This window comes from Baaleninema simplex PCC 7105, assembly GCF_000332355.1.
Lineage (GTDB): Bacteria > Cyanobacteriota > Cyanobacteriia > Cyanobacteriales > Geitlerinemataceae > Baaleninema > Baaleninema simplex.
Genome location: NZ_KB235958.1, coordinates 499633 through 524394 on the forward strand (window position 1 = coordinate 499633; position 24762 = coordinate 524394).

Annotated in this window: 21 protein-coding genes and 1 pseudogene; 19 read left to right on the top strand and 3 right to left on the bottom strand. The window is 52.5% G+C overall.

What is annotated here, in order from left to right; genetic code table 11:
- Positions 1-135 precede the first annotated feature (135 nt).
- The 16 genes from GEI7105_RS36675 (at position 136) to grxC (ending at position 20548) form a co-directional block, all read left to right on the top strand.
- Positions 136-387, top strand: a complete 252-nt coding sequence (locus GEI7105_RS36675; protein WP_144053662.1) for a hypothetical protein — start codon at positions 136-138, stop codon at positions 385-387.
- A gap of 106 nt (positions 388-493) precedes the next feature.
- Positions 494-2131, top strand: coding sequence for an alpha-D-glucose phosphate-specific phosphoglucomutase (locus GEI7105_RS0104220; protein ID WP_017659242.1), 1638 nt, complete (start codon positions 494-496; stop codon positions 2129-2131).
- A 304-nt stretch (positions 2132-2435) separates the two neighbouring features.
- Complete coding sequence (locus tag GEI7105_RS0104225) at positions 2436-2822, top strand: cyclic nucleotide-binding domain-containing protein (RefSeq protein ID WP_017659243.1); 387 nt, start codon at positions 2436-2438, stop codon at positions 2820-2822.
- Between the two features lie 70 nt (positions 2823-2892).
- Positions 2893-4071 carry a transaldolase gene (locus GEI7105_RS0104230; RefSeq protein ID WP_017659244.1) on the top strand — a complete coding sequence of 393 codons (1179 nt, stop codon included), beginning with the start codon at positions 2893-2895 and terminating at the stop codon, positions 4069-4071.
- A 494-nt stretch (positions 4072-4565) separates the two neighbouring features.
- On the top strand, positions 4566-5321 hold the full coding sequence (locus GEI7105_RS0104240; protein ID WP_017659246.1) for a peptidylprolyl isomerase: 756 nt from the start codon (positions 4566-4568) through the stop codon (positions 5319-5321).
- On the top strand, positions 5318-8305 hold the full coding sequence (locus GEI7105_RS0104245) for a peptidase domain-containing ABC transporter (RefSeq protein WP_017659247.1): 2988 nt from the start codon (positions 5318-5320) through the stop codon (positions 8303-8305). The genes GEI7105_RS0104240 and GEI7105_RS0104245 overlap by 4 nt, the downstream gene beginning before the upstream one ends.
- A 45-nt stretch (positions 8306-8350) precedes the next feature.
- Positions 8351-9925, top strand: coding sequence for a beta-barrel domain-containing protein (locus GEI7105_RS0104250; protein WP_017659248.1), 1575 nt, complete (start codon positions 8351-8353; stop codon positions 9923-9925).
- Between the two features lie 5 nt (positions 9926-9930).
- Complete coding sequence (locus GEI7105_RS38210; RefSeq protein ID WP_158413156.1) at positions 9931-11673, top strand: hypothetical protein; 1743 nt, start codon at positions 9931-9933, stop codon at positions 11671-11673.
- A gap of 25 nt (positions 11674-11698) precedes the next feature.
- On the top strand, positions 11699-13921 hold the full coding sequence (locus GEI7105_RS0104260) for a hypothetical protein (protein ID WP_017659250.1): 2223 nt from the start codon (positions 11699-11701) through the stop codon (positions 13919-13921).
- 2 nt (positions 13922-13923) lie between these two features.
- Positions 13924-15318, top strand: coding sequence for a DUF2079 domain-containing protein (locus GEI7105_RS0104265; protein WP_035492434.1), 1395 nt, complete (start codon positions 13924-13926; stop codon positions 15316-15318).
- Between the two features lie 114 nt (positions 15319-15432).
- A complete protein-coding gene (gene radC, locus GEI7105_RS0104270) occupies positions 15433-16164 on the top strand; it encodes a RadC family protein (RefSeq protein ID WP_017659253.1) in 732 nt (243 codons plus the stop codon).
- Between the two features lie 235 nt (positions 16165-16399).
- Positions 16400-17032, top strand: a complete 633-nt coding sequence (hisB, locus tag GEI7105_RS0104275) for an imidazoleglycerol-phosphate dehydratase HisB (protein WP_017659254.1) — start codon at positions 16400-16402, stop codon at positions 17030-17032.
- 272 nt (positions 17033-17304) lie between these two features.
- Positions 17305-17514: a hypothetical protein gene (locus GEI7105_RS0104280; RefSeq protein WP_026097422.1), complete on the top strand. Its 210-nt coding sequence runs from the start codon at positions 17305-17307 to the stop codon at positions 17512-17514.
- Positions 17515-17891: 377 nt separating this feature from the next.
- On the top strand, positions 17892-19445 hold the full coding sequence (hflX, locus tag GEI7105_RS0104285; RefSeq protein ID WP_342662810.1) for a GTPase HflX: 1554 nt from the start codon (positions 17892-17894) through the stop codon (positions 19443-19445).
- A 48-nt stretch (positions 19446-19493) separates the two neighbouring features.
- On the top strand, positions 19494-20198 hold the full coding sequence (locus GEI7105_RS0104290; RefSeq protein ID WP_017659257.1) for a hypothetical protein: 705 nt from the start codon (positions 19494-19496) through the stop codon (positions 20196-20198).
- An 86-nt stretch (positions 20199-20284) separates the two neighbouring features.
- Complete coding sequence (grxC, locus tag GEI7105_RS0104295; RefSeq protein ID WP_017659258.1) at positions 20285-20548, top strand: glutaredoxin 3; 264 nt, start codon at positions 20285-20287, stop codon at positions 20546-20548.
- A 72-nt stretch (positions 20549-20620) separates the two neighbouring features.
- Here the strand turns inward: grxC and xth are convergent, their stop codons facing one another.
- On the bottom strand, positions 20621-21412 hold the full coding sequence (gene xth / locus GEI7105_RS0104300; protein WP_017659259.1) for an exodeoxyribonuclease III: 792 nt from the start codon (positions 21410-21412) through the stop codon (positions 20621-20623).
- A 204-nt stretch (positions 21413-21616) separates the two neighbouring features.
- Between xth and rsfS the strand changes: the two genes are divergently transcribed.
- Genes rsfS through GEI7105_RS0104315 form a run of 3 tightly spaced genes read left to right on the top strand, consistent with a single transcriptional unit; the run spans position 21617 to position 23525 of the window.
- A complete protein-coding gene (gene rsfS, locus GEI7105_RS0104305) occupies positions 21617-22054 on the top strand; it encodes a ribosome silencing factor (protein WP_017659260.1) in 438 nt (145 codons plus the stop codon).
- Positions 22054-22554, top strand: a complete 501-nt coding sequence (locus tag GEI7105_RS0104310; RefSeq protein WP_017659261.1) for a CGLD27 family protein — start codon at positions 22054-22056, stop codon at positions 22552-22554. The genes rsfS and GEI7105_RS0104310 overlap by 1 nt, the downstream gene beginning before the upstream one ends.
- A 23-nt stretch (positions 22555-22577) precedes the next feature.
- Positions 22578-23525 (top strand): asparaginase, encoded by a 948-nt coding sequence (locus tag GEI7105_RS0104315; RefSeq protein WP_017659262.1) that lies wholly within the window; start codon positions 22578-22580, stop codon positions 23523-23525.
- 501 nt (positions 23526-24026) lie between these two features.
- On the opposite strand, the pseudogene GEI7105_RS28970 reads toward GEI7105_RS0104315, so the two are convergent.
- Together GEI7105_RS28970 and GEI7105_RS34380 are read right to left on the bottom strand one after the other, a co-directional pair.
- A pseudogene (locus tag GEI7105_RS28970) lies at positions 24027-24428 on the bottom strand (IS4 family transposase); the annotation flags it as partial.
- 21 nt (positions 24429-24449) lie between these two features.
- A partial coding sequence (locus GEI7105_RS34380) for a zinc ribbon domain-containing protein (protein ID WP_144053889.1) occupies positions 24450-24762 on the bottom strand: 313 nt, incomplete at its 5' end.

The following is a 24762-nucleotide window of genomic DNA, read 5'->3' on the forward strand; positions in this document are numbered from 1 at the left end:
CGAAACCTTTTGGCGGTGGGACACACCGTTACAGCCTGTGGAGCGAGTGTAAGACTTGAAGGACATTGTTCTAGAGAGCAACTGCGAAAAACCCGTAAGGGGAAGAAACAGGAACCCAAATCGTGAGGCTTCGCCGTGAGCGTCAGCCGAACGGTTTGGGAATCACCGTCCTTCCAGGGCGGTGAGGATGTCAAGAACGAGAAATTTGCCCCTCCTCCATCCGTGGCGGAACTATTCTTTCAGGCGTGGTCGTCAGGCCGCCTGACCGAAAACGGACGCTACGGCTTGCGAGACGCCTTTCTCAACGGCCAGTTACATCCAGACGACCTCACTGCCGTCAACCGACTCGTTCACGCCGTCCGTCGAGGATGGTTGGCCATGGAGTGACTGCAAATCTCCGAGGCGGTAGGTTAACGGAAGACCAAGAAAACCACAACGGCGCACGGCCTTTGATATGGTGTTGTCAAAGATCTCGATTGCAGTGCGCCGATTTATGAACGTACACACCGTATCGACACAACCGTTTAGCGACCAGAAACCCGGAACCTCTGGGCTGCGAAAACAGGTTCCGGTTTTCCAGCAACGTCACTACCTGGAAAACTTCATCCAATCGATATTTAACAGCCTCGACGACTATCGAGGAAAAACCCTAGTTCTCGGCGGTGACGGTCGCTACTACAACCGCACCGCCATCCAAACCATTTTAAAAATGGCGGCCGCCAATGGCGTCGGACGAGTTCTCGTGGGTTTGGGAGGCATTCTCTCGACTCCCGCCGCCTCTTGTTTGATTCGGAAAAATCAAGCCTTCGGCGGAATTATTTTATCGGCCAGTCACAATCCCGGCGGTCCTGAAGGCGACTTCGGCGTGAAATTCAACACCAGCAACGGCGGACCGGCACCAGAAAAAGTGACCTCGGCGATTTACGAGGCGAGTAAGACTATCGAAGGCTATCAAATTATCGAAGCCTCCGATATCGATCTCGATACGCTGTCGATCGTTCAACTCGGCGAGACCACCGTTGAAGTTATCGATTCGGTAGCCGACTACGCCGATTTGATGCAGTCGTTGTTCGACTTCGATCGCATTCGGGATTTCATGACGTCCGGCAAGTTTCGCATGAGTTTCGACGCTCTCCACGCCGTCACCGGACCTTATGCGAAAGCTTTGTTAGAAGACCGTCTCGGTGCGAGGGAGGGAACCGTTCAAAACGGAATACCTCTAGAAGATTTCGGCGGCGGCCATCCCGACCCGAACTTGGTTTACGCCCACGATTTAGTCGAATTGTTGTTCGGCGACAACGCCCCCGATTTTGGCGCGGCTTCTGACGGCGACGGCGATCGCAATATGATTTTAGGACGAAACTTTTTCGTCACTCCCAGCGACAGCTTGGCCGTTTTGGCTGCCAACGCGACGTTAGTTCCGGGGTATAAAGACGGGTTGGCTGGCGTGGCGCGATCGATGCCCACGAGTGCGGCGGTCGATCGCGTGGCGGAGAAATTGGGCATCGACTGCTACGAAACGCCGACGGGATGGAAGTTTTTCGGAAACCTTCTCGACGTTGGAAAAGCCACCCTCTGCGGCGAGGAAAGTTTCGGAACGGGATCGAACCACGTTCGGGAAAAAGACGGCTTGTGGGCGGTACTGTTTTGGTTGAATATTTTGGCCGTGCGAGAGCAGTCGGTTGAAGATATCGTCCGCGAACATTGGAAAACCTACGGACGCAATTACTACTCCCGCCACGATTACGAAGCCGTGGATAAAGATAGTGCGACGGCGTTGATGGAGAACTTGCGATCGCAACTGGACTCGATGCCGGGACAAACCTTCGGCAACTACGAAGTCAAATACGCCGACGATTTCAGTTATACCGACCCGGTAGATGGCAGCGTCAGTAAAAACCAAGGCGTTCGCATCGGCTTTACCGACGGGTCTCGCATCGTCTTCCGCCTCTCGGGAACGGGAACCCAAGGGGCGACGCTGCGGCTGTATTTAGAAAGTTACGAACCCGACGACGCCAGCCAACACGATACGGACACCCAAACCGCTTTGGCGGATTTCATTCAAATCGCCGAAGATGTCGCGCAAATTCGCAAACATACCGGGATGGACAAACCCACCGTGATTACCTAGGTCTGGCAACCTCGAATCGTCCGTTTGTCTCTTGGAAATTCCCCGACCTAGGGGCGTTGTCTGCAACCCCCCTGTGGGGAAACAATACGACCTCGTTATTATCACACGATATTGTTTTTGTCAATAACTTCGAGGGATAAAAAAAATAATACTCGAAGTCGCTCGCGTTAAAATTCAAATCGAGGCGATCGCTCTCGAGAATACGCGATCGGAGCGAGATTTTAGCGAGCGATCGCGTATTACTGCCAAAATATTGTCCATCGCACCTCGATACGAGCTGTGAACACCCATCTCGAACCGTTTTATGTTAGACCCCTCTAGAACTGTCGAAATCTTCCAAAAACAACCCGAACCCGATAGCTTCACCGCCGGAGAAGTCATTTTTGAAGACGGTCAACCCGGAGATGTCATGTATGGCATCATCGAAGGAACCGTCGAATTACACATCGACGGACGCCCCGTCGAGGTTATCGAAAAAGGCGACGTGTTTGGCGAAGGCGCGCTTTTGTATCCCCACGGAACGCGAGCCTCGACTGCGATCGCCAACACCGACTGCACCCTCGCCGTCATGGATCGAGAGCGATTCCTGTTTGCCATACAGACGACTCCCATGTTCGCCATCGAAATCATGCACAGCCTATCGGTGCGATTGCGTCGTTTCAAACACCCCCAATATCGAGAGGAAGCATAAAATAAGAACTCAACACTTCACTTGAGCACGAGTCTTCAGATCGCGTCCTTAGATATTGAGAACTATCATTATGACTGAGACCTTACTCGAACAACTGCGGGAAATGACGATCGTCGTCGCCGATACCGGAGACATTCAAGCGATCGAAGCCTTTACCCCTCGCGACGCCACCACTAACCCGTCCCTGATTACCGCTGCGGCCCAAATGCCTCAATATCAAGGCATCGTGGACGATACCTTAAAAGCCGCTCGCCAAGAAGCCGGGGCGAACGCGTCAAATTCCGAGGTGGCGAACTTAGCCTTCAAACGTCTCGCCGTCGCCTTCGGATTGAAAATACTCGACATCGTTCCGGGGCGAGTGTCCACTGAAGTCGATGCCAGACTGTCTTACGATACCGAAAAGACCATCGACGTCGCCCGAGAAATTATTGCCCAATACGAAGCCGTTGGCGTCTCGCGCGATCGCGTGCTGATTAAAATTGCCTCGACGTGGGAAGGGATTCGAGCCGCAGAAGTCTTAGAAAAAGAAGGCATTCACTGCAACCTGACCCTGTTGTTCGGATTTCACCAAGCCGTCGCCTGTGCCGAAGCTGGAGCGACCTTAATTTCTCCCTTTGTCGGCCGCATTCTCGACTGGTACAAGAAAAACACCGGACGAGACAGTTATGCTCCCGAAGAAGACCCCGGCGTGCGATCGGTTACGGAAATTTACAACTATTACAAAAAATTCGGTTACCAAACCGAAGTCATGGGGGCGAGTTTCCGCAACATCGGTGAAATTCTCGAACTCGCAGGTTGCGACTTACTGACGATTTCCCCAGCGTTGCTACAAGAACTGCAAAGTACCGTCGGCGAACTGCCGCGAAAACTGTCCCCCGACACCGCCCAGCAGATGGAGATCGAACGGCTGTCAGTAGACAAAGAAACCTTCGATCGCCTCCACGCCGAAGATCGCATGGCGTCAGAAAAACTGGCCGAAGGCATTCAAGGATTTTCCAAAGCCCTCGAGTTGTTAGAAACGCTATTAGCCGAACGTCTCGAAAAACTGGAAAACCAAAACAAAGTCGATCGCGCCGCTGAAGAAATGTTTCGCGTGTACGACCTCGATGGCGACGGTTTCATCACCCGAGAAGAATGGTCGGGAACCGATGCTGTCTTCGACGCCCTCGACGTCAACCGCGACGGAAAAATCGCCCCCGAAGAAATGGCGGCCGGACTCGGGGCGGCGTTTTTACTAGAAGTCAAGTGATGGGACTCGACGGTGCAGAAAAGTCCTCAAACTCTTTTTCGATCGAGAGTTATAGCGAATCGTTCCCTGCCCGATCGCAGGCGGGAAGACGAACGAATTCAAAGGGGAGCGAAGTGCAGCCAGATATCGAAAATCGTGACTGCATATTCTGTGCTTTTTGTCAAAACAAAGTATTGACAAATTTTCTGCACCACGACGAGTAATAGCATGATGGGGCGATCTCAGAATCCGATCGTCTCATCATCGAGTTATCTCCCCAGCTTTCTTACTGGAACATCCAGTCCGAGAAACGAGTCGTAACAACCGAGCGAGCAACCTTTATTGTAAAGTGAGTGTTGCTCAAACGCCGCTGCGTAACGAGATCGATTAGTATGGCTGTACGGAGAGGAGCGGACGCCGTCATCGAGAGCGAATTGGCCTGCCAAACCGACGGGAGTGTCACCGCTTGCGAAGACCGGCGAAGCTCGATTGTGGCTAAACCATTAAGACGAGAGATGACTGACGTTTTTCGAGTTGGAGATCGCGAAATTCTAGCAAGCGAAATTCCGAGACTGCTCAAACGCTACCAACTAATGCCCCAATTTCTCCAGGGGTTAGTCGTCGATCGCGCCATTGCCGATTACAGCTGCACCGACGAAGAAAAACAAGCAGCCCTCCAACAGTTTTGTCAGCAACACCAACTCACTTCTCCGGAAGCTCAGCAGGGATGGTTGAAAGCTCATGGTATGACCCCTGCCGAACTCGAAGAAATCGCCGTGCGTCCCGTCCTGCTACAAAAATTTAAAGAAGATATCTGGGGAAACAAAGTGCGATCGCACTTTATGACCCGCAAAAGCAGCCTCGATCGCGTGATTTATTCCCTCATCCGCACCAAAGACGACGGACTGGCTCAAGAATTGTATTACCGCATTCAAGAAGGCGAACAAACCTTTGAAGAATGCGCTCGAGACTACTCCCAAGGTCCCGAAGCGAGAACCGGAGGAAAACTCGGTCCGGTTCCCCTCAACCGACCTCACCCGGCCATTGGAAAACTGCTGTCGGTGAGCCAACCCGGACAGCTTTGGCCGCCCCGCGCCCTGGCAGAGTGGTTTATCATCGTTCGCCTAGAAGAATTCCATCCCGCCCAACTCGACGACACCATGCGATCGCAAATGCTCGACGAACTGTACGCGAGTTGGATGCAAGCAGAACTCCAAAAACTGGTCTCTGCGGAGTTCGATCGGCTGTCTTCACTTTCACCATCGGCATGACTCAGACAACGTCTCAACCTCAAATTTCAGACTTTCTGGCCAAAACGGCGCCGTTCGATCGCCTGACTCCCGAAACCCGGCGTCAGTTAGCAGCCAAAGCCCAACTGTTGCGCTATCGCATCGGCCAACCGATTTTAGTGCGGGACAAAATGCCCGCGCAAATCTCCATTATCTACCAAGGACAAGTCCGAGTTCTCGGGTTCGATCGCCGACAAAACAAATCCGTCAGCCTACGTTTGGTCGGAGAAGGAGAAGTCCTCGGTTGGATCGGCGTCGTGCGAGATCTACCTTGCGAAACGGCGATCGCCTCGAGCGAAACCGTCTGTATCAGCATCAACGTCAACGACTTCCGCGCCTGTCTCGACGCCGAATCCCAATTCGATCGCGCCGTGCGAGAACACCCCAGCATCAGCGAAGTGTTCGAGTTAGCCAGCGCCGAACTGCAACGCCGGGCCGACACCAGTTCCAACATTAAAGACTTATCTTACGACCTCTGGCCGCACGCGAGCGTCCTCGACTTGCCCGCCGGACACCAACTCGACCCCAGCCAGCTCGATCGCAGCCGCATCTGGCTCGTCAGTCGCGGTAAAATCGGCGAAGCCGACATCGGAAGTCGCATCGAACTCGACGGATTCTCCCGCACCCCCCTTCCCGAACCCACGAGACTCGTCGGCGTTGTCTGGCCGAAAACCGTCAAATCCCCCCTTCCCGTCCCCACCGAAGAAAGAGACGGAGAACTCGTCCCCACCAACGGACAAAGCAGCGAACTCGCTGGCGTTCTCGAAGCACCGCCGCGTCCCCCCGAACCGCCACGAGACCCCCTCGCACCGCCGCCGAAATATCCCCACGTGCGCGGGAGCGGTCCGATCGGGTCTCCCCTGGCGTGCTTCCATATGCTGTGCAAGCATATGCGAATCAACTTCCGCAAAGACGCCGTTCGCAAACTCCTCGAACAACAACTCAAAAGCAAAGGGGCAATTTCCCTCTACGGCTGCGGGACGATTATGCCCACCCTCGGCGTCAGCGCTCAACTGGCCAGAGTTCCCACCAACGCGATCGGACGGCTGAAAGCCCCCGGTATGATGAAATGGCAAGACAGCTACGCCGTCATCTACAGCATTAGCGAAAAAGAAATCGTCTTAGCCGTCCCCGAAATCGGCATCCTCCACCGCACCCCCGAACAAGTTGCCGAAATTATCGAAGGGGACACCGCCGAAGTCGTCCTCGTGCAGCCCCCCGCAGGCGACCAATCGGAAAAATTCAGCTTCTGGTGGTTCGTCCCCTCCCTGCTGCGCTACAAAAAAGTTCTCATCGAGGTCTTCATCGCCTCCTTCTTCGTCCAACTCTTCGGACTGGCGAACCCACTACTCACCCAGGTCATCATCGACAAAGTCTTGGGACAGCGCAGCATCGATACCCTCAACGTGTTGGGGATTTTCATGATCGGGGTGGCGCTGTTTGAAGCCCTCCTCAACAGCTTGCGAACCTACCTGTTCGTCGATACCACCAACCGCATCGACTTGACCCTCGGCTCGGAAGTCATCGACCACCTGTTTAGACTTCCCCTAAACTACTTCGACAAACGACGAGTCGGGGACATCTCCGGACGGGTAAACGAACTCGCCAACATCCGCCAGTTCGTCACAGGAACCGCTCTGACTGTGGTTCTCGATGCCGTGTTCTCGGTGGTGTACATCGCCGTGATGGTCACGTACAGCTTGACCTTAACCTTCGTGGCGTTGATTACCGTTCCCTTCTTCACCGCCTTGATCGTGTTCGTCTCCCCCATCGTGCGGCGACTACTGCGGAAACGGGCCGAACGGTACGCCGACGCTCAATCGTACCTCGTCGAAACCCTCAACGGGATTCAGACGGTGAAGGCGCAAAACATCGAGTTGACCTCCCGCTGGAACTGGTACGAACGCTACGCGCGATATATGAACGCGGGGTTCCGTACCATTTTGACCAACACCGCCGCGAGTTCCATCGCCGGATTTCTCAACAAACTTTCTGGCTTGTTACTGCTGTGGGTGGGGGCGTACCTGGTGTTGCAAAACGAACTGACTCTCGGTCAGCTGATTGCCTTCCGCATTATTTCCGGAAACGTCACCGGATCGCTGTTGCGCTTCGTACAAGTGTGGCAGAGCTTCCAAGAAGTGGGAATGTCCGTCGAACGTCTGCGAGACATCCTCGGTTCCGAACCCGAAAGCGACGAGAGCGATCGCCTCAACATCCCCCTACCGAACATCGAGGGAGACGTTAAATTTGAAGAGGTTTGTTTCCGCTTCAACCCCACCGGCCCGTTACAAGTGGCCAACGTCAACGTCGAATTTCCCGCCGGGTCGTTCGTGGGTATCGTCGGACAGAGCGGTTCCGGGAAAAGTACCCTGATGAAACTGGTACAGCGACTGTACGCTCCCGAAAGCGGACGCATTCAAATCGACGGCTACGACATCAGCAAAGTGGAACTCTACTCCCTGCGCCGTCAAATTGGGGTCGTCCTGCAAGACACGCTGTTGTTTAACAACACCGTCAAAGCCAACATCGCCCTGAACAACCCCGAAGCCAGCGACGACGAAATCATCGACGCCGCGAAAGTGGCCGCCGCTCACGACTTCATCATGACGTTGCCCCAGGGATACAACACCATCGTCGGAGAGCGGGGTTCGGCACTGTCGGGAGGACAACGACAACGGATCGCGATCGCCCGGACGGTGCTGCAAAAACCGCGCCTGCTGATTCTCGACGAAGCCACCAGCGCCCTCGACTACAACCTCGAAAGTTTGGTTTGTCAGAACTTAGTGGAGGAGTTCAGAGGACGAACCGTCTTCTTCATTACCCACCGTCTGCCCACGGTACAAAATGCAGATACCATCTTGATGATGGACCAAGGTGCCTTAGTCGAACAGGGAACCCACAAAGAGTTAATGGCACTAAAAGGACGGTACTACTGTCTGTATCAACAGCAAGAATCGCAGTTATAAAATAGGGACGGGGGTGCGATTCGTACCCCTCCAGCCAAGAAAACCATGACTATCGAACGACTCGAAACGATTCAAGACCAACCGGTCATCCTCGAACAACCTGCGTTTTGGACGCGAGCCTTTATTTGGTTGATCGTCGGAATTACCACCTCGGGATTGGTCTGGGCGTCCCTGGCCAAAATCGACCAGTCCGTCCCCGCTCAAGGGAAGCTCGAACCCGAAGGATCGGTCAAAGAAATTAAAGTTCCTACCGGTGGCGTCGTCCGCGAAATTCACGTCGAAGGCGGACAGGAGGTCAGCGAAGGGGATTTGTTGTTAACTCTCGATTCGAGAGTGTCTCGCGCTTCGGTGGAATCGCTGCGAGAAGCCAGAGACCAACGCCGTAGCGAGGCCCGAGCCTATCAAGCTCAAGTCGAAGGCTCGGGCTATGCGGGGAGCGGCGGCGAGTTCGATCGCACCCAGCAACGACGCGTCGAAGCTCGCCAGCGGGAGTTAGACGCGCAACAGGCGGCTACGGAAAGTCAAATCCGCCAACTCGAAGCGCAACTGACGCAGGTGCAAGGGCAAATCGCCGCCATGGACGCCCAAATCGACAACGCGCAAAACCGCTTAAATATTGCTGAAAACGGTCGGATTGCCGATCGCCAACAGTTAAGTACTGCCCAACGACGCCTCTCGGAAGCCGAACAACGACTCGAACAAGCTAGAGGCTTGTTAGCCGAAGATCGAGAAGTTCTCGCCGATTTGGAACCGCTTCTCGAAGAAGGGGGAATCGCTCGTTTGCAGGTGACGCGACAGCGCCAACAGGTGATTACTCGCGAACGGGAAGTTTCTAGCGCTCAAGACGAAATCCTCGAACGTCAAGCGGAAATTACGCAACTGCAAGACGCGCAGCAACGGCGCGAAGCTGAAATTGCCAGTTTGCAATCGGACTTGTTGTCCCGACGCTCGGAAAAAGACCGTCTGTTGGGTGAAGAACAACGGCTGCGTGCGGCGGTTTCTGAAGCTGATGCGAGTTTGCAGCGGACGTTAGCGGCGGCGCAACGGGAAGCCTATCAGGTGATTGCGGAAAACCAGAAGCAAGATACGCAGCTGACTAGCCAACTGGCACGAGCCGAGCAAGAACTGGACTATACTGAGATTCGATCGCCGATTGACGGCGTGGTGTTCGAGGTGCTGCCCAACTTCGCCGCCAACGAAGAACGGGGAATTACGGGATTCGTCCTCAATACCAGCGAACCGGTGATGAGCATTGTTCCCGACAGCAGCCTCGTAGCGAACGTCTTTGTAACCAACAAAGATATCGGGTTTATCGAAGAAGGAATGGACGTCGAAATGCAAATCGATGCCTTCCCCGCAACGGAATTCGGAACGATTCCCGGTCGGTTGGTTTCCATCGGCGAAGATGTTTTAGAACCGGAACAAAACCGTCCGTTTTATGCGTTCCCGGTGACGATCGAACTCGACCAACAGTATTTCGAGCTGAAAACGGGCCGGCAAATCGATCTACAAGCGGGGATGGCCGTGAGTGCCAATATTAAAGTTCGCGATCGCACGGTGTTAAGTATCTTCCTCGACAAGTTCACCAAAGGCACGCGCAGCCTCGAAAACGTCCGTTAGCGGTGGTGTTACGTCGTTCGATTTGGCTGTGGGCGATCGCTTTAGCTTTGCTAAAGCTGTGGGCGATCGCTCACCTTCCCATTCGTGCCTTTCCCGCCACCCACGACCATCTGCGCTACGTTATTGTGGCGTCGAACCTGCTAGACGCTAGCGTTCCTTACGGTGAGTTAGTGTTAGCCCGACAACCGGGATATCCGGGGTTTATCGCTTTAAGTTATCTGCTGGGAATTCCTCTGAGAATTTTTCAGGAATTTTTCTATTTAGCAGCGGGAGGATTTCTGGCAGCCGCGTTGTATCGTTGGGTTCGCAGACCTCAAATCGTACTTTTATGGTTAGTTCTTTATAATTTTGCGCCGTTTTCCTACCATTGGAACCGCCAAACCTTACAAGAAGTTTTATATTTACCCTTGACGGCTGCGATCGTCGCTGGCTTGTTAAATCTACTAAAAGATAGCGACAACCCACGGCGTTTTTTACTCGATTCCCTCATTCTGGGATTAATTCTCGCCCTGTTTTGGAACACCCGCCCCGAAGGAATTTGGATTGTTCCGACAATTGCTTTAATCTACGGAATTCTCGGAATTTCCGCAATCTCAAAAACGCGTAAACATCCCAAAGCCCTCTCCCCCTCTTCCCCTCTCCCCCTCTCCCCCTCTTCCCCTCTCCCCCTCTCCCCCTCTTCCCCTCTTCCCCTCTCCCCCTCTTCCCCTCTTCCCCTCTCACCCTCTCCCTCTCTCCGAACCCTCACCTACTCCATCCTTTTCACCCTCGCCCCCATCGTCTTCGTTACCTCTACTTTTGCCTTTGCCAACTATCTCCAATACGGCATTTATAACACCTACGATTTGAAAGCCCCCGGACTCACCGCCGCCTATAGCAGTTTGCGCCGCGTCTCCCCAGAACGCCACCGCCCTCAAATCGCAATTCCACGAGAGACGCGAGAGGAAATTTACGCCGTCAGTCCCAGTTTTGAGAGATTGCAGGATTCCTTGGAAATCGAGAGCGATCGCGGTTGGCGTCAGGTATCTTGCGAGATGGGAATTTGTGAAGACTACGCCGCTGGCGTGTTTTTCTGGGCGTTACGAGACGCCGTAGAAGAGGAAGGATACTACCAATCTGCGCCGGAAACCGAAGCCTTTTACGAACAAATTGCCCTAGAAATCGAAACAGCCTGCGATCGCGATCTCCTCCGCTGCAAATCGCGAAATATCGCCAGTTTCGTCCCCTCTCTGTCCTGGGATATCCTGCAACCCTGGCTGCAAAGTAGCCTTCGTCTCAGCTACAACCTCACCACCAGTTCCCTTCCCCTCAAACTCGATTCTGGCGTCGAAGACATCGCCTTTCGCCAACGCTACTACAGCCACATTACCCGAGAACCCGCCGACTTTTTCCGACGGCGAGCGTTTCCCCTCAACCAACTCAAAGACCGTTTAATTACCGCCGTTTCTGACCTCTACCGACTGGCGTTTCCCGCGATCTTCGGGTTGGCGGTGTTGGGATACGGTCTCGAACTCCTGGCGTTCGGGACGCCTCGTCTCGTTCCCCTGTGGCTGTCGGGGGTGTTGTTGTTCTGCATCGCGACGCGGGTGGTTCTCGTGGCGTATATCGACGTGACGAGTTGGTCGGTCGAAGGGGGCGATCGCTACTTGCGCCCGGTTTTACCATTATTGTGGTGTTTAATGAGTCTTGGTGTATTCTATTTAAGTTGTCGTTGGAAAACGCTCGAATCGAGCTTGTCCCGTCGTTAAACCGCCATTCACCAACTCAGTTCTAATGAAATCGATTCAAATTACCATCAATCTCAAAACGATTCTGTATTTGGTAATTTCTATCGTCGTACTCTATTTCTTTTTTGCCTTTCTGCCAATTCCCCAACCCATCGACACGGGACTCGATCCCTCTTGGAAATACGGCATCAGCCAAGTTTCAGAAGATGGGGCAATTTTTGGAAAAGAGATTATTTTTACTTACGGGGCGTTCGGCTATCTGGTTCGCGGTGCGGCGATCGAGGGTAATTTTTGGAATATTTTTTATTTTAAAATTTTCGTCCATCTTATTTTATTTGGATTTACAATTATCCGAATTATTAAGTCTCGAAATATAGTCGAACGTATCGCCGTCGGTTTGAGCGTAGCCTTTCCCTATTTAATTTCAGATTTTTATCAAGCTCTACAAACAGAATACCAGCTTTTATATATTATAATTTTAATTCTTTCATTTCGAGAATTTTGGCAAGGAAAATCAGCACAGTACTGGGCGATCGGTGTCGGTGCAGTGGGTGGATTTCTCCTACATACGAAAGTTTCTCTCGGGTTGCAAGCCTCTGTTTCTCTATTTCTCTTTTTCGCCGTTCGCGTCCTTTGGGGATTGAGAACCCAACGCGGGATCCGCGAGAATTTACTGTTGTTGCTGGATTCCCAACTAGCGGCGGCGACGACAGCATTTGTCTTTCTCGCACCCCAAAATTTAGGAAACTTTGGAAAAACAGCAATTTTTCTTGCGGCTTCAATGGTATTGGGATTTTGGGTGATTCCCAAACTCTTTAATTCAAGTCACTTAAAAGTGTCGAAAGATCCTCAAACTGAGGAAACCCAAAATCAAAGTTGGACTGTGGCTCAAAAAAAGCGCGATCGCACCGAATTTCTCGCTAACCTCAGCCATTTTGGAACGCGAATTATTTACGGACTCAGTCTATTAATTCTCATCAGCTTTTCCGAACCGTCCCTGTTCGCGTACATCGAAGGCTATTCCAATATCACCTCCGGCTATTCCAGTTCCATGAGTTACGTCGGTTCGCCGCTAGAACTGGGATTTGCACTCATCGAAATTCTCGGGTTGCTGTGGTTGTTCGTTCTCGTCGCCAGAGATGGAAACGCCAGCTTTTCCACTGCGATGTTATTGGTGGTCTTACTCACCTTCAAACATGGATTCGTCCGCCAAGGCGCACACGTCATCCGCTTCTTTTTTAGTATGCCGTTAATTTTATCCCTGTGCGCGATACAAATTCGACCGGGATTTTGGCGCAAATTCGCCTATGGCTTCCATCTCTACGCGTTACTTCTCTGTGTCGTTACCTACAACCACTATTCCGAACTCTATTCAGATTACTATCCGCAGAATTTAGCGCGTCCGCTGACGCCAGAACTGGTTAAAGAAAAAGCTGGATATTTCTTCAATCCTCAGAACTTACAAAATGAGTTAATAACCGAAAGTGCGGACAATCTCGACGGCGTTCGTTTACCGCCAGAAATTCGCGATGTTTTAGGCGATCGCACGATCGATATTATTCCCTGGGAAACCTCCCTCGTTCCCGCTAACCGACTGAACTGGAAACCGCGACCGATTTTCCAATCTCAAGTAGCCTATCGACCTTATCTCGACTTCGCCAACCGCGACGATCTCACCGAGAATCCTCGAGATTTTCTGTTGTATAATTTCCACGCTGTAGACGGACAACACCCGTTTTTTACCGTTCCCGCAACGGCGTTTCACTACACTTGTAAATATCAGGTTTCACCGCGAGTTCCGGCGTTTGTCGATCTTCCCAAACTCCCTCGAACGATGGTGTTAGAACCGTTATCAGAAAGTCGCTGTGTTGGGGAACGAGACGGACGAGAAATTGCGGTCGTGTGGGAAGATACCGCCATAATCGAAGCAGGAGATGGGGATATCGTTCGCGCTTCGGTTAAGGCTGAATATTCAATGTTAGGGAAATTGGCGAAAACCTTTTTCCGCGTTCCGCCAGTTTGGATAACAGTTTTAGATATGGATGGAGAAGAACGAGAGTATAAAATTTTGACGGATAATTCTGAAGATGGCGTGTGGTTGAGTCACCTTCCCAAAAACGATACGGAGGCGTTTGAGTTACTTCAGGGACAGTTACCGCAGCGAATTTACGGGTTTAAGTTTTCGACGCGATATCCGAGTTTGTTCGCACCCCGAATTCAGGTGAAGTTAATTGGGTACGATTTGGGAGGCTTTCGGGTTAAGAAGTAGAAATGCTAAATTTGCGATCGCATCCCAATCGTCTCGTTCTTCTTCTCTCCATCGCCGTTTCGGTAGTGTTGTTCGCCTGTAGCAACTTCCGCCATACAATGTTTCGATCGACCGCGATGGATTTGGGATTTTTCGACCAAGCGGTATATCTCATCAGTCGAGGGGAATTTCCGGCGGTGTCGTTTTGGGGAGAACATTTCCTCGGAAATCACGCCGAATACAGTTTATATTTGCTAGCACCACTGTACAAAATTTATCCCGATGCGCGGTGGTTGTTAGCCGTTCAAGCGATTTCGCTGGCGTTGGGAGGTTGGTTCGTTTGGCGGTTGGCGCGTCAGCAGAAAATCGAGGTAAAATCGGCAATAACCTTAGCGATCGCCTATTGGTTATATCCGTTAGTTTTTAACGTCAATTTGTTCGATTTTCACCCGGAAGTCATGGCAATTCCGGCGATTTTAGCGGCGGTAGAACTGGCTAAAAAAGGGCGATCGCTGTTTGGATTTACCCTCTGCATTCTGTTTGTTTTAGGAACGAAAGCCGTGATGTCTTTGACAGTAGCGGCGATGGGGATTTGGCTGTGGGGTGTCGAGAAGCGACGAAAAGCGGGTGCGATCGCCTTATTCGGAGGACTAGCGTGGTTTTTCTTAGCGACACAGGTTGTTATTCCGATCTTTCGTCCTGAAGGTGTCGAAGCGGTGTATCGCTATGCGTATCTCGGAAGTTCGGTTCGAGAAATTCTGCTAAACCTGGTACTGAAACCGCAACTGTTTCTCGGACAAGTCTTTTCTTGGCAAAGTTTGAGTTATCTGTTAATGGTGGCGTTTCCCGTCGCGTGGGGATTGTCGCTGCGCCATCTCGCGCCGTTACTGGGTGCGTTTCCGATTTTGGCGATCAATATTTTAGCCGACCATCCATTACAAACCACATTACGACATCAATACGCTTTACCCATTTTACCGTTTCTATTTTTAGCGGTCGTTCAAACAATAGCACAGCGTCAAATATTGCGTCGAAAGGTGGTGTTAGCCTGGTCGTTAGCGGCGGTGTTGGTGTTGGGAAATCCCAATAAGTTAATACGAGGATTTGAGGTGTTCGATACCTGGACGGCGACGCGAGAGGCGATCGCACGGGTTTCCCCAGAGGCGAAAGTCTTAACGGACAATTTTCTCGCACCCCATTTAACCCATCGAAAAACCCTGTTGCTAATCGGACATCCGAGTCCGAACGAGATCGATTTAGAAACCCCAGATACTATCGTTCTCAACCTGCGACATCCCTGGATTCCCACGGCGGAAGTGGCGCAAAATTTAGCGATCTATTTTAGCGATCGCCCCGATTTTGAAATGGTGTATTCTCGAGATGACGTGGTAGTGTTTCGTCGTTTTTCTGGAGATTGAAGGGCGATCGCGATCGACACATCCGAAAAACTACGGAAATTCGATCGCCTCTCCCCATTTCTAAGAATTCATCCGTTAGAATTGCCTGAAAATTAGGTTTTCGGGTGCGTTGGAATGACCTACAACGTCAGAATCGCAGATTTACCCCCAACAGAACGACCTCGCGAACGGTTGGTGACGTATGGCGCGAAACATTTAGCCACGTCGGAGTTGCTGGCGTTGCTGTTGGGAACCGGATGTAAAGCCCAGAAACTCTCGGCGGTCGGGTTAGGTCAACAAATTTTACGCCAACTGGGACAACACCAACGCGATCCCCTGGAAATTTTGCGAAACGTTTCGCCGCAGGAGTTGATGCAAATTCCCGGTATTGGTTTGGCGAAGGCGACAACCATTATTGCGGCGATCGAACTGGGAAAACGCGCCTTTCAAACTCGTCCGGCGGAACGTCGCATCGTGGAAGATCCCGCAACGGCGGTGGCTTGTCTGAGTCACGATTTAATGTGGCAGGAAACCGAACGCTTTGCGATTTTACTCCTCGACGTTCGCAATCGCATTTTGGGAACGCAACTGTTAACCATCGGAACGGCGACAGAAACCCTGGCGCATCCTCCAGATATTTTCCGCGAGGTGATTCGCCAAGGCGCAACCCGCGCGATCGTCTCTCACAACCACCCCAGCGGAAACGTGTCGCCAAGTCCCGAAGACATCGAACTGACGCGACGCCTCCTCGAAATCGCGCAAATCCTCTCGATTCCCATTCTGGATCATTTGATTCTGGGAAACGGGAATTACGCCAGTTTGCGAAAGGAAACTCGACTGTGGGAAGAATTTCCGCAAACAGAGTGAAAACCTTTTTACAGTCGCCAGTGAGCGTAAAGTGTATCTCCCCTCATGTAAAAAAAACACCGATTACGGTCTTTTGCTGCAAGGCGAAGCCGAGATCGATCGCTAGGAGTCTACAGATCGAACAGTCAGAAAATTACCAGTTTTGGCGGTAACGCCATCTCCGAGTCCGAGCCAACCCCAGAACCGACTACAATAAAACCATTCTGTTTACGCGAATCGCTCCCTGAAATCCTCTATGCAAACGAGTTCCGTTCGCCCCGAAACCCCACTCGCTCCCACCACACGCACCGCCTCCGTTCGCCGCACCACCGGAGAAACGGACGTGCAAGTAACTGTCAATCTCGACGGAACGGGTCAGTGCAAAGCGGATACCGGAATTCCGTTTCTCGACCATATGCTGCATCAAATCGCCTCCCACGGACTCATCGATTTAGAAGTGAAGGCGGTAGGAGATTGGGAAATCGACGATCACCACACTAACGAAGACGTGGGAATTACTCTCGGACAGGCGTTAGCGCAAGCGTTAGGCGATCGTAAGGGAATCGTGCGTTTCGGACATTTCGTCGCCCCTCTCGACGAAGCCTTGATTCAAGTGGCGTTGGACTTCTCCGGGCGTCCCCATCTCAGTTATGGTTTAGAGATTCCCACGGAACGAGTCGGAACTTATGACACGCAACTGGTGCGGGAATTCTTCGTGGCGATCGTCAATCACGCCCAGATGACGCTACATATCCGCCAACTCGACGGCATCAACTCCCACCATATTATCGAAGCGACGTTCAAAGCCTTTGCGCGATCGATCCGCACGGCTACGGAAATCGATCCCCGTCGCGCCAGTACAATCCCCAGTTCTAAAGGCGTGTTATAGGGAATAGGGAACAGGGAACGGGGAACGGGGAACAGGGAATAGGGAACAGTTGAGAGTTTACAGTTTCTCCTCCTCTCCCCCTCTCCTCCTCTCCCCCTCTCCTCCTCTCCCCCTCTCCCCCTCTCCTCCTCTCCCCCTCTCCCCAACGACTCTGTTAAGGTTTTTTGCAATCCTGCGAGTGTTCGGTCGTCTCGTGGTAACTTTTGACGAAGATTAGCCCTAAACCAATCGAATTATTTAGCCGACGACGCCAAGTTTGGCAGGAGAACACTTTGAACGCACAAGCTCGTCAACTCGAACAAACCGCATTACGCGAAGATATCCGTGACTACGTGGCTCATCTCCAGTTTCATATGACTTTGCAGGCGCGGAACCTGGTTCCGAACCTCTCGCAAGCGGCCGATAGTCGCGAACGACTCCTCCACAACGCTCAAGCGGAATTCGAGAAACAAGTGTCCCGACAGGCGATCGAAAGCCTCTAAACTGTTCGACTCTCCATCAGACTTAATTCACTTCTACCCAGCGCGGCGATCGCTCCTCAACCGGACGAGGCCGCGCTTTCAGTCTCGATTTCGATCGATTTAAGTTAATGTAAACAAAGTATTAAAACAGTATTAAGACAATCGAGAATTTACCGAGTCAGCGGGCGATCGCGTCGCTAAAATAGATACCACATTCATATTGTTTTTCGGGAGCCAGTCGATCTGGTTTAGCGCCTATTCATACCGTTCACGGTCAACTCCAAGGTCTCAAACCCAGCCAACTCAAGCAACTTCAGCGGCTGTACCACCAACGCTTACCGGGCGACTGTCTGACGACACCAGAATTCGCCCAGCGTCTCGCTGCAATTTCGACTGATTTGGCAAAACCCGTCTGCGCTTACATTAACCGACGGGGTCAAGTGATTCGAGTGGGTGTGGGAACGCCGCGACAGACTCAAATTCCGCCTTTGGAACTGCCCCGTTATGGTGCGAGTCGTCTCAGCGGGATTCGTTGCGTTGCCACTCAATTAAAAAACAATCCACCGGGAACCTCCGCTCTCACGGCCATGGCCATTCAACGCCTCGATGCCCTAGCCGCTCTCACGTTGACGGGTTCTGGATTCCGGCGACGGGGAGGTGGCGATGTGGGTTACGTCAAACAGGCTTATCTGGCGAATTTGGTTCCCAATACCCACGAAGCCAGTTGGACGGTTTCGCCGCCGTTGAGTTTAGACGCCCTGGCCCGTCGCGATTTTCTGGCGATGGTGGAGGAACTCGAAGCGGAGTTTCAACGGGAATTCGTCGCCCAACAAGTCGAAGGCGATCGCGATCGCGTCTTGATCGTCGGTATGCGAACCGCCGAACTCGACGCCCAACAGTTTGAAGATCGCCTGGCCGAAGTGGGACGACTCGTCGATACCGCCGGAGGTATCGTGTTGCAAACCCTGCAACAGTCCCGATCTCGCCCCCATCCTCAAACCGTAGTGGGATCGGGGAAAGTCGACGAAATTGCTTTAACCGTGCAAACGGTGGGGGCGAATTTAGTGGTGTTCGATCGCGATCTCTCTCCGGCGCAAGTTCGCAACTTAGAAAAACGCATCGGCGTGCGGGTCGTCGATCGCACCGAAGTCATTCTCGATATTTTCGCCCAACGGGCCCAGTCCGGCGCCGGGAAACTGCAAGTAGAACTAGCACAACTCGAATACAACCTACCCCGTCTGACCGGACGAGGACAAGCCATGTCTCGACTCGGGGGCGGTATCGGAACCCGAGGTCCGGGGGAAACCCAGTTAGAAACCGAACGTCGGGCGATTCAACGGCGGATTTCGCGGTTGCAACAAGAGGTCGATCGCCTGCAAGCCCATCGATCGCGCTTGCGCCAACAGCGACAACATCGAGAAGTCCACTCAGTAGCGTTCGTCGGTTACACCAACGCTGGAAAATCCACCTTGCTGAACGTTCTCGCCAACGCCGAAATCTACACCGCCGACCAACTCTTCGCCACCCTCGACCCCACGACACGCCGCATCGCCGTCACCGACGAGAACACTTCCGAAGTGCGTCAGTTCGTCCTGACCGACACAGTGGGATTTATCCACGAACTCCCCCCCGCCCTCATCGACGCTTTCCGCGCCACCTTGGAAGAAGTCACCGAAGCCGATGCCCTGCTGCACGTTGTAGACTTATCGCATCCCGCTTGGCAAAGTCAAATTCGCTCGGTTATGGGTATTCTGTCCGATATGCCCGTGACGCCGGGGCCGATTTTGTTGGTGTTCAATAAAATCGATGCCGTAGACGGCGAAACCTTAGACTTCGCGGCAGAGGAATACCCCCAGGCGGCCTTCGTCTCGGCGACGGAAGGCTTCGGTTTGACAACGCTACGCCAGCGATTGTTACAACTGATCGATTATGCCGTCGTCGGAACGGATTAATGTTGTCGAGTCACCTTCAAATTGATTGCATTCAATTGACGAAAATCGATGAACCCAGAACTCGAAGCCGAAATTCTCCAACTGCGGGAACGGAAGCTTACCCCCAAACAAATCGCCCGCAAACTTGGCGTCAAACAATCGGAGGTTAAAGCCTTCATTAAAGCCAGTGCAGCCCAAGCCGAACAAAAACGCCTCGAAACTGGCGATCTCCCGCCCGTTGCTCGATGTACCCTGGACACCCAGACTTACGAACATTTTTTCGGAGAAAGACGCAACACCGAAGACGAAGACGAAGAGGGGCCAATGGGAATAGGATTGGGCGTCGTCTTCCTCTCTCGTTCCGATCGCTTCGAGCGATACAGCATTACCACCTATCTCGTCGATTACTGGTGTTTGGGCGTGAAGGATGCGATGAAACCCAGACCCGCCAACGGTTCGGAACATTCGGAATTGTTAAGCATGGCGTACAGCAGCTTTCCCGAAGGCTTTCGAGATATTACTCTCGAGCAAGCCCAAGCCCTGGTTTTCGGTGCGGCTGAGTACGCCAAGGGACTGGGATTCGACCCTCACCCGGATTTCAAGGAGGCGAAAGCCCATCTCGGTCAGTGGAACGGCGAACCGAAGTTAGAGTTCGGTCTTGACGGAGAACCATTTTTCACCAGCGGTCCTTACGACGATGTCGATTCCATTATGCAAACCCTGCGGCGCAACGTCGGTGACGGAAATTTCCACTACACGATCGGCGTGATGTAAGGGTCGGATATCTCCTCTGTCCCGTACTTCTTCGATCTTGATAAAATTTAACTTAAGATTGATGACGATATATTGAGGAAGTTGTAATGTCGAAGGTAGAGATTTACACTTGGAGCCGTTGCCCCTATTGCATTCGCGCGAAAGCTCTCCTTGAGAGTAAAGGGGTCGATTATCAAGAGTACGTCATCGACGGCGATTCCGAAGCCCGCGCCAAAATGTCCGAACGGGCCAACGGACGGACGAGCGTTCCTCAAATTTTTATCGATAACCATCACGTGGGCGGTTGCGACGATTTACACGACCTCGACGATCGCGGCGAGTTGGATTCGATGCTGCAAAGCGCCGCCTAGAAGATCGAGCCGGAACTCTCGAGTTTCACCACCCCGGTATCGTTGAGATATTGGGGTTTTCGAGTTTCTCAGTCAATCTTTCCACTCTACGATAACGGGTGTATGGTCGCTGGGTTTGGGGAGTTTGCGGGGTTCGACGTCGATGGTGCAAGATACGGTGCGATCGAACAGTTCTGGGGTGAGATAGTGATGGTCGATGCGCCAACCGCGATTTCGGCGGAACGAGCCACCTCGGTAATCCCACCAGCTAAAAATTCCCCCTTCTTCGGTAAACTTGCGAAACGGATCGCGCAATCCCAGGCTGAGAACCTCTTGTAACGCCTCTCGTTCGGCGGGAGTCGTTCCCACGATGGGTTTGTTACCGGGAGGCGTGTGAATGTCGCGATCGTCGGGGGCGATGTTGAAGTCTCCGCAAATACATAAACGGTCGTATTTGTCAAGAGTGACTTCAATGTATTTTCGTAACACTTCGAGCCAGCGCAGTTTGTAACGATACTTGTCGCTGTCGTATTCGCCGCCGTTGGGAACGTAGAGATCGACCACGCGCACGCCGTTTAAGGTTCCGGCGATCGCCCGTTTTTGGTCGTCGAGATCGCCGACGATCTCCTCGGGAAGTAACGCCCCGAAGCCAATTTCCACGTTTTCTAAGGGAACGCGACTGAAGAGGGCGACGCCGTTGTAAGATTTCTGTCCCGCACAGTAGACGTGACGCCCCAGGGACTCGAAGGGTTCGCGGGGAAAGTCTTCATCGACGACTTTGGTTTCTTGAACGCAGAGCAAATCGACGGGATTGGCCTCGAGCCAATCGCACACGAGCGATCGCCGAGTTCGGATAGAGTTGACGTTCCAAGTCGCGATTTTCATAAGACGGTGTGGGGGGGCCGAGAGGGGGTCGAGAAGACGGTTCGAGAATGCGATCGCCCCAGCAATTCCGGCTCATCTTTGTTAGGATATCAGCAAAAAGTTGATGATAATATCTAATCGCCCATCGTGTCACGCCGTTTCCGGTCAATGAGTGACCAGAGAACGGTTTGAGGGCGATCGCTGTAGTCCTTACCTCGAGAGTGAATGACCGATACGTCTCAAACCAACGCTATGTCTTCTCCCCCCGTCACCTCTGCCGTCGATCGCGATGCGGAAAGCTACCGTCTGGCGATGTTAGCCGCCGAAGCCGCCGAAGATCGCAAAGGCTCGAACATTTTGGTCCTGCGCGTTGAAGAAGTCTCTTACTTAGCCGATTACTTCATCATCGCCACTGGGTTTTCTCGGGTGCAGGTTCGCGCCATCTCCCAGTCGATCGAAAACAACGTGGAAGAGAACTTAGAGCGCAAGCCGCTGCGAGTGGAAGGACAAGCCGAAGGAAACTGGGTGTTGATGGACTATGGAGACGCCATCGTTCACGTTTTGATGCCTGAAGAACGCGACTTTTACAACCTGGAAGCCTTTTGGGGACACGCCGAACGGATCGATATTCCCCAATCTGACCCCGACGCCCCGGATGTGTGATGTACGATTTGGATCTCTCGGTTTGCCCGGTTCCGGAAGAACAACGGCCGATTAACGAATATCAAGCCCTGAAAGAGTCTTGCTTGTTTCGAACGAGCCACGGAACCCTGTCGAATTATATTAAAACCCTGGCTTGGATTTGGGTGCCGAGTTGGGCGATCGCCGGGCCGGTGGCCGCCGCCAGTTTCGATCCTGCCAAACATCCCGTACAGTTCGCCCTCGGTGCCAGTGCCGGGGCGAGTGTTTTTCTGTTGCTGGCACTGGTACGGTTGTATTTAGGCTGGAAATACGTTCGCGATCGCCTTGAGAGTCCCGTCGTCGAATACGAAGAGTCTGGATGGTACGACGGGCAAACTTGGACGAAAACCTCGGAAATTCTGGCCCGAGATCGCCTGATCGCCGCTTATCAAATCGATCCGGTCTTAAAACGCTTGTATCGGACGTTCGGCGTATTAGGATTGTCGATCGTGGCCGGCGCGATCGGTTGGCTCGTCGCCTAACGCAATCTTCGTAGTACAGGTTTATGGCAAAACGACATCACACTCACGCGATTGAAGTTCAATTATTAAGGGAAGGCATCGTCGAATCCAAGCACCAAGTCCAGGCGGTGGTGTGCGATCGCCGGGGTCGCGTTCTCTCGGCAGCAGGAAATCCCGAATTCGGCAGTTTTATTCGATCGGCGCTCAAACCCTTTCAGGCTCTCGCCGTCACCTCAACCGGCGTCATCGAGCGTTACAACCTCAGCGATCGAGACCTGGCGATTATGTGCAGTTCTCACCAAGGCACTATCGAACAAGCCAGGCAGGTGTTTCGCATTCTCTGGCAATGTGCGATCGAACCCGACCAACTTCAATGTCCCACTCCCGCCGGGAAGCGATCGCCCCTCGAACATAACTGTTCGGGAAAACACGCTGGAATGCTGGCGGTGTGCCAACAGCGACAATGGCCGCTGACGACTTATCTCAAGCGCAACCACCCCGTTCAATCCTTGATTTTAGGCAAAGTCGCCGAACTGCTGCATATGCCCCCAGACGAGTTTATCGGAGCGCGAGACGATTGCGGAGCGCCCACCTATTTCATGCAGCTCAATCAAATGGCGTCTCTGTTCGGTCAACTGGCCTCCGGAGACAATCTGGATATGGAACGCATCGTCCGCGCCATGACTCACTATCCCGAACTGGTGGCAGGAGAAGGGCATTTTGACACCGAGGTAATGCGCCTCAGTCAAGGGGAACTCGTCAGTAAATCCGGTTCCGAAGGCATCCAATGTATCGGTCGCATCGGTCAGGGCATGGGATTGGCCATTAAAGTGGCCGACGGTGCCAAACGGGCGAAATACGCCGTCGCCATTCAGTTAATTCGCCAACTGGGTTGGCTCGAACCCGAAATTGCCGATACCCTCGCCGAGCGGTTTTGCATCCTCAGCGACTTCAAACGCTTGACTGTCGAAGGAGAGTTGGCGATGCTGTAACGTCCTCGATACGGGGCGATCGCGCGATTCTGAAAGCGTTCTCGAAAAAAAATTGCTCAGAAACTTGCGGGTTTCCCACCAACGATGTATGATGGAAGATACGTCGCGGGATAGAGCAGTCTGGTAGCTCGTCGGGCTCAAAGGCTGGCTTAATCAAACGCTTAGCGGTTGAGTCAGCAGGGCTGTAAGGCAGGAAACTGCTTTGCGACAACTTCCCAAACTCGGGGAAGCCTGTAGCGTGGTAATCCCGAGCCAAGCTCCGAAATCGGAGAAGGTGTAGAGACTCGATGGGAAGCACCCTAACAGTACGGCTGAGGGTGAAGGGAGAGTCCAGACTACAAACTGACGAAAGTTCAGGCAGTGAAAACTGTAGTAGTACGCATAACCCGAAGGTCGGTGGTTCAAATCCGCCTCCCGCCATTTTTAAAAAGCCTCGTAGTTTCAAACTGCGGGGCTTTTTAAGTTAGGACTAACTCGGACTGACAACCCATTAGTGACAAGTTAAGGCTGTAAGTCAGTTGTCAAGGGGGTTTGAGAGTCAGGCTGAAAGAAAAACTCTTCGGGAGAACGTTGGCGGGCCGGGAAAGGAGAGACAATGAGTCTGACTTGGGATTTTCGTTTCTGCTTGACAATGCCTAAATCTTTGTTTTCTGGAGCCGCAAAGTATTGAACGGGATCGGAAGCTAGCCCTTTTTGATGAGCCACCGAAAAATGGTAGAGACCCCGATAAATCATCTCTAAAGAAATGGAATCAATCGGCAAAGATAATTCATCAGCAACCGCATCCCCTAAATCGACTAAGACTCCATAAAACAGCCAAGTTCCCCAGATCTGCAACCGAACTCCATTCAGAGAACCCGTCCATAAATAACTCAAGCCGAGCAACCGTTTCACGGTATTAAACAGTGAACTACCGCTATTGAATCAAAGATTACAATAGCGGCTTCCCTCTTCACTAGGGACTGCGCTAGATAGAACCGAAGTTCTACCCCCTCGTCTTACATCCCCTCCAAGGGCAGTAGAGCGAGTTCCTAACTCTAATATCCGTAAGCCTTCATTTTTGAGGTTAATTGCAGCGTTAATATCCCTGTCATGACGGGTTTGGCAATGTTCGCAAGTCCAGCTTCTCACCTCAAGGGACAAGCTTCCGATTTGATTGAGACATACATGGCAGGTTTTAGAAGACGGAAAAAATCGATCGACTTCTAGATAAACTTTGCCTTCAGATTCAGCCTTG

Excerpts from the sequence above, each read along its gene's own strand:
- GEI7105_RS0104220 (WP_017659242.1), top strand. The coding sequence starts at position 494 with ATGAACGTACACACCGTATCGACACAACCGTTTAGCGACCAGAAACCC.
- GEI7105_RS0104225 (WP_017659243.1), top strand. The coding sequence starts at position 2,436 with ATGTTAGACCCCTCTAGAACTGTCGAAATCTTCCAAAAACAACCCGAA.
- GEI7105_RS0104230 (WP_017659244.1), top strand. The coding sequence starts at position 2,893 with ATGACTGAGACCTTACTCGAACAACTGCGGGAAATGACGATCGTCGTC.
- GEI7105_RS0104240 (WP_017659246.1), top strand. The coding sequence starts at position 4,566 with ATGACTGACGTTTTTCGAGTTGGAGATCGCGAAATTCTAGCAAGCGAA.
- GEI7105_RS0104245 (WP_017659247.1), top strand. The coding sequence starts at position 5,318 with ATGACTCAGACAACGTCTCAACCTCAAATTTCAGACTTTCTGGCCAAA.
- GEI7105_RS0104250 (WP_017659248.1), top strand. The coding sequence starts at position 8,351 with ATGACTATCGAACGACTCGAAACGATTCAAGACCAACCGGTCATCCTC.
- GEI7105_RS0104260 (WP_017659250.1), top strand. The coding sequence starts at position 11,699 with ATGAAATCGATTCAAATTACCATCAATCTCAAAACGATTCTGTATTTG.
- GEI7105_RS0104265 (WP_035492434.1), top strand. The coding sequence starts at position 13,924 with ATGCTAAATTTGCGATCGCATCCCAATCGTCTCGTTCTTCTTCTCTCC.
- radC (WP_017659253.1), top strand. The coding sequence starts at position 15,433 with ATGACCTACAACGTCAGAATCGCAGATTTACCCCCAACAGAACGACCT.
- hisB (WP_017659254.1), top strand. The coding sequence starts at position 16,400 with ATGCAAACGAGTTCCGTTCGCCCCGAAACCCCACTCGCTCCCACCACA.
- GEI7105_RS0104290 (WP_017659257.1), top strand. The coding sequence starts at position 19,494 with ATGAACCCAGAACTCGAAGCCGAAATTCTCCAACTGCGGGAACGGAAG.
- grxC (WP_017659258.1), top strand. The coding sequence starts at position 20,285 with ATGTCGAAGGTAGAGATTTACACTTGGAGCCGTTGCCCCTATTGCATT.
- xth (WP_017659259.1), bottom strand. The coding sequence starts at position 21,412 with ATGAAAATCGCGACTTGGAACGTCAACTCTATCCGAACTCGGCGATCG.
- rsfS (WP_017659260.1), top strand. The coding sequence starts at position 21,617 with ATGACCGATACGTCTCAAACCAACGCTATGTCTTCTCCCCCCGTCACC.
- GEI7105_RS0104310 (WP_017659261.1), top strand. The coding sequence starts at position 22,054 with ATGTACGATTTGGATCTCTCGGTTTGCCCGGTTCCGGAAGAACAACGG.
- GEI7105_RS0104315 (WP_017659262.1), top strand. The coding sequence starts at position 22,578 with ATGGCAAAACGACATCACACTCACGCGATTGAAGTTCAATTATTAAGG.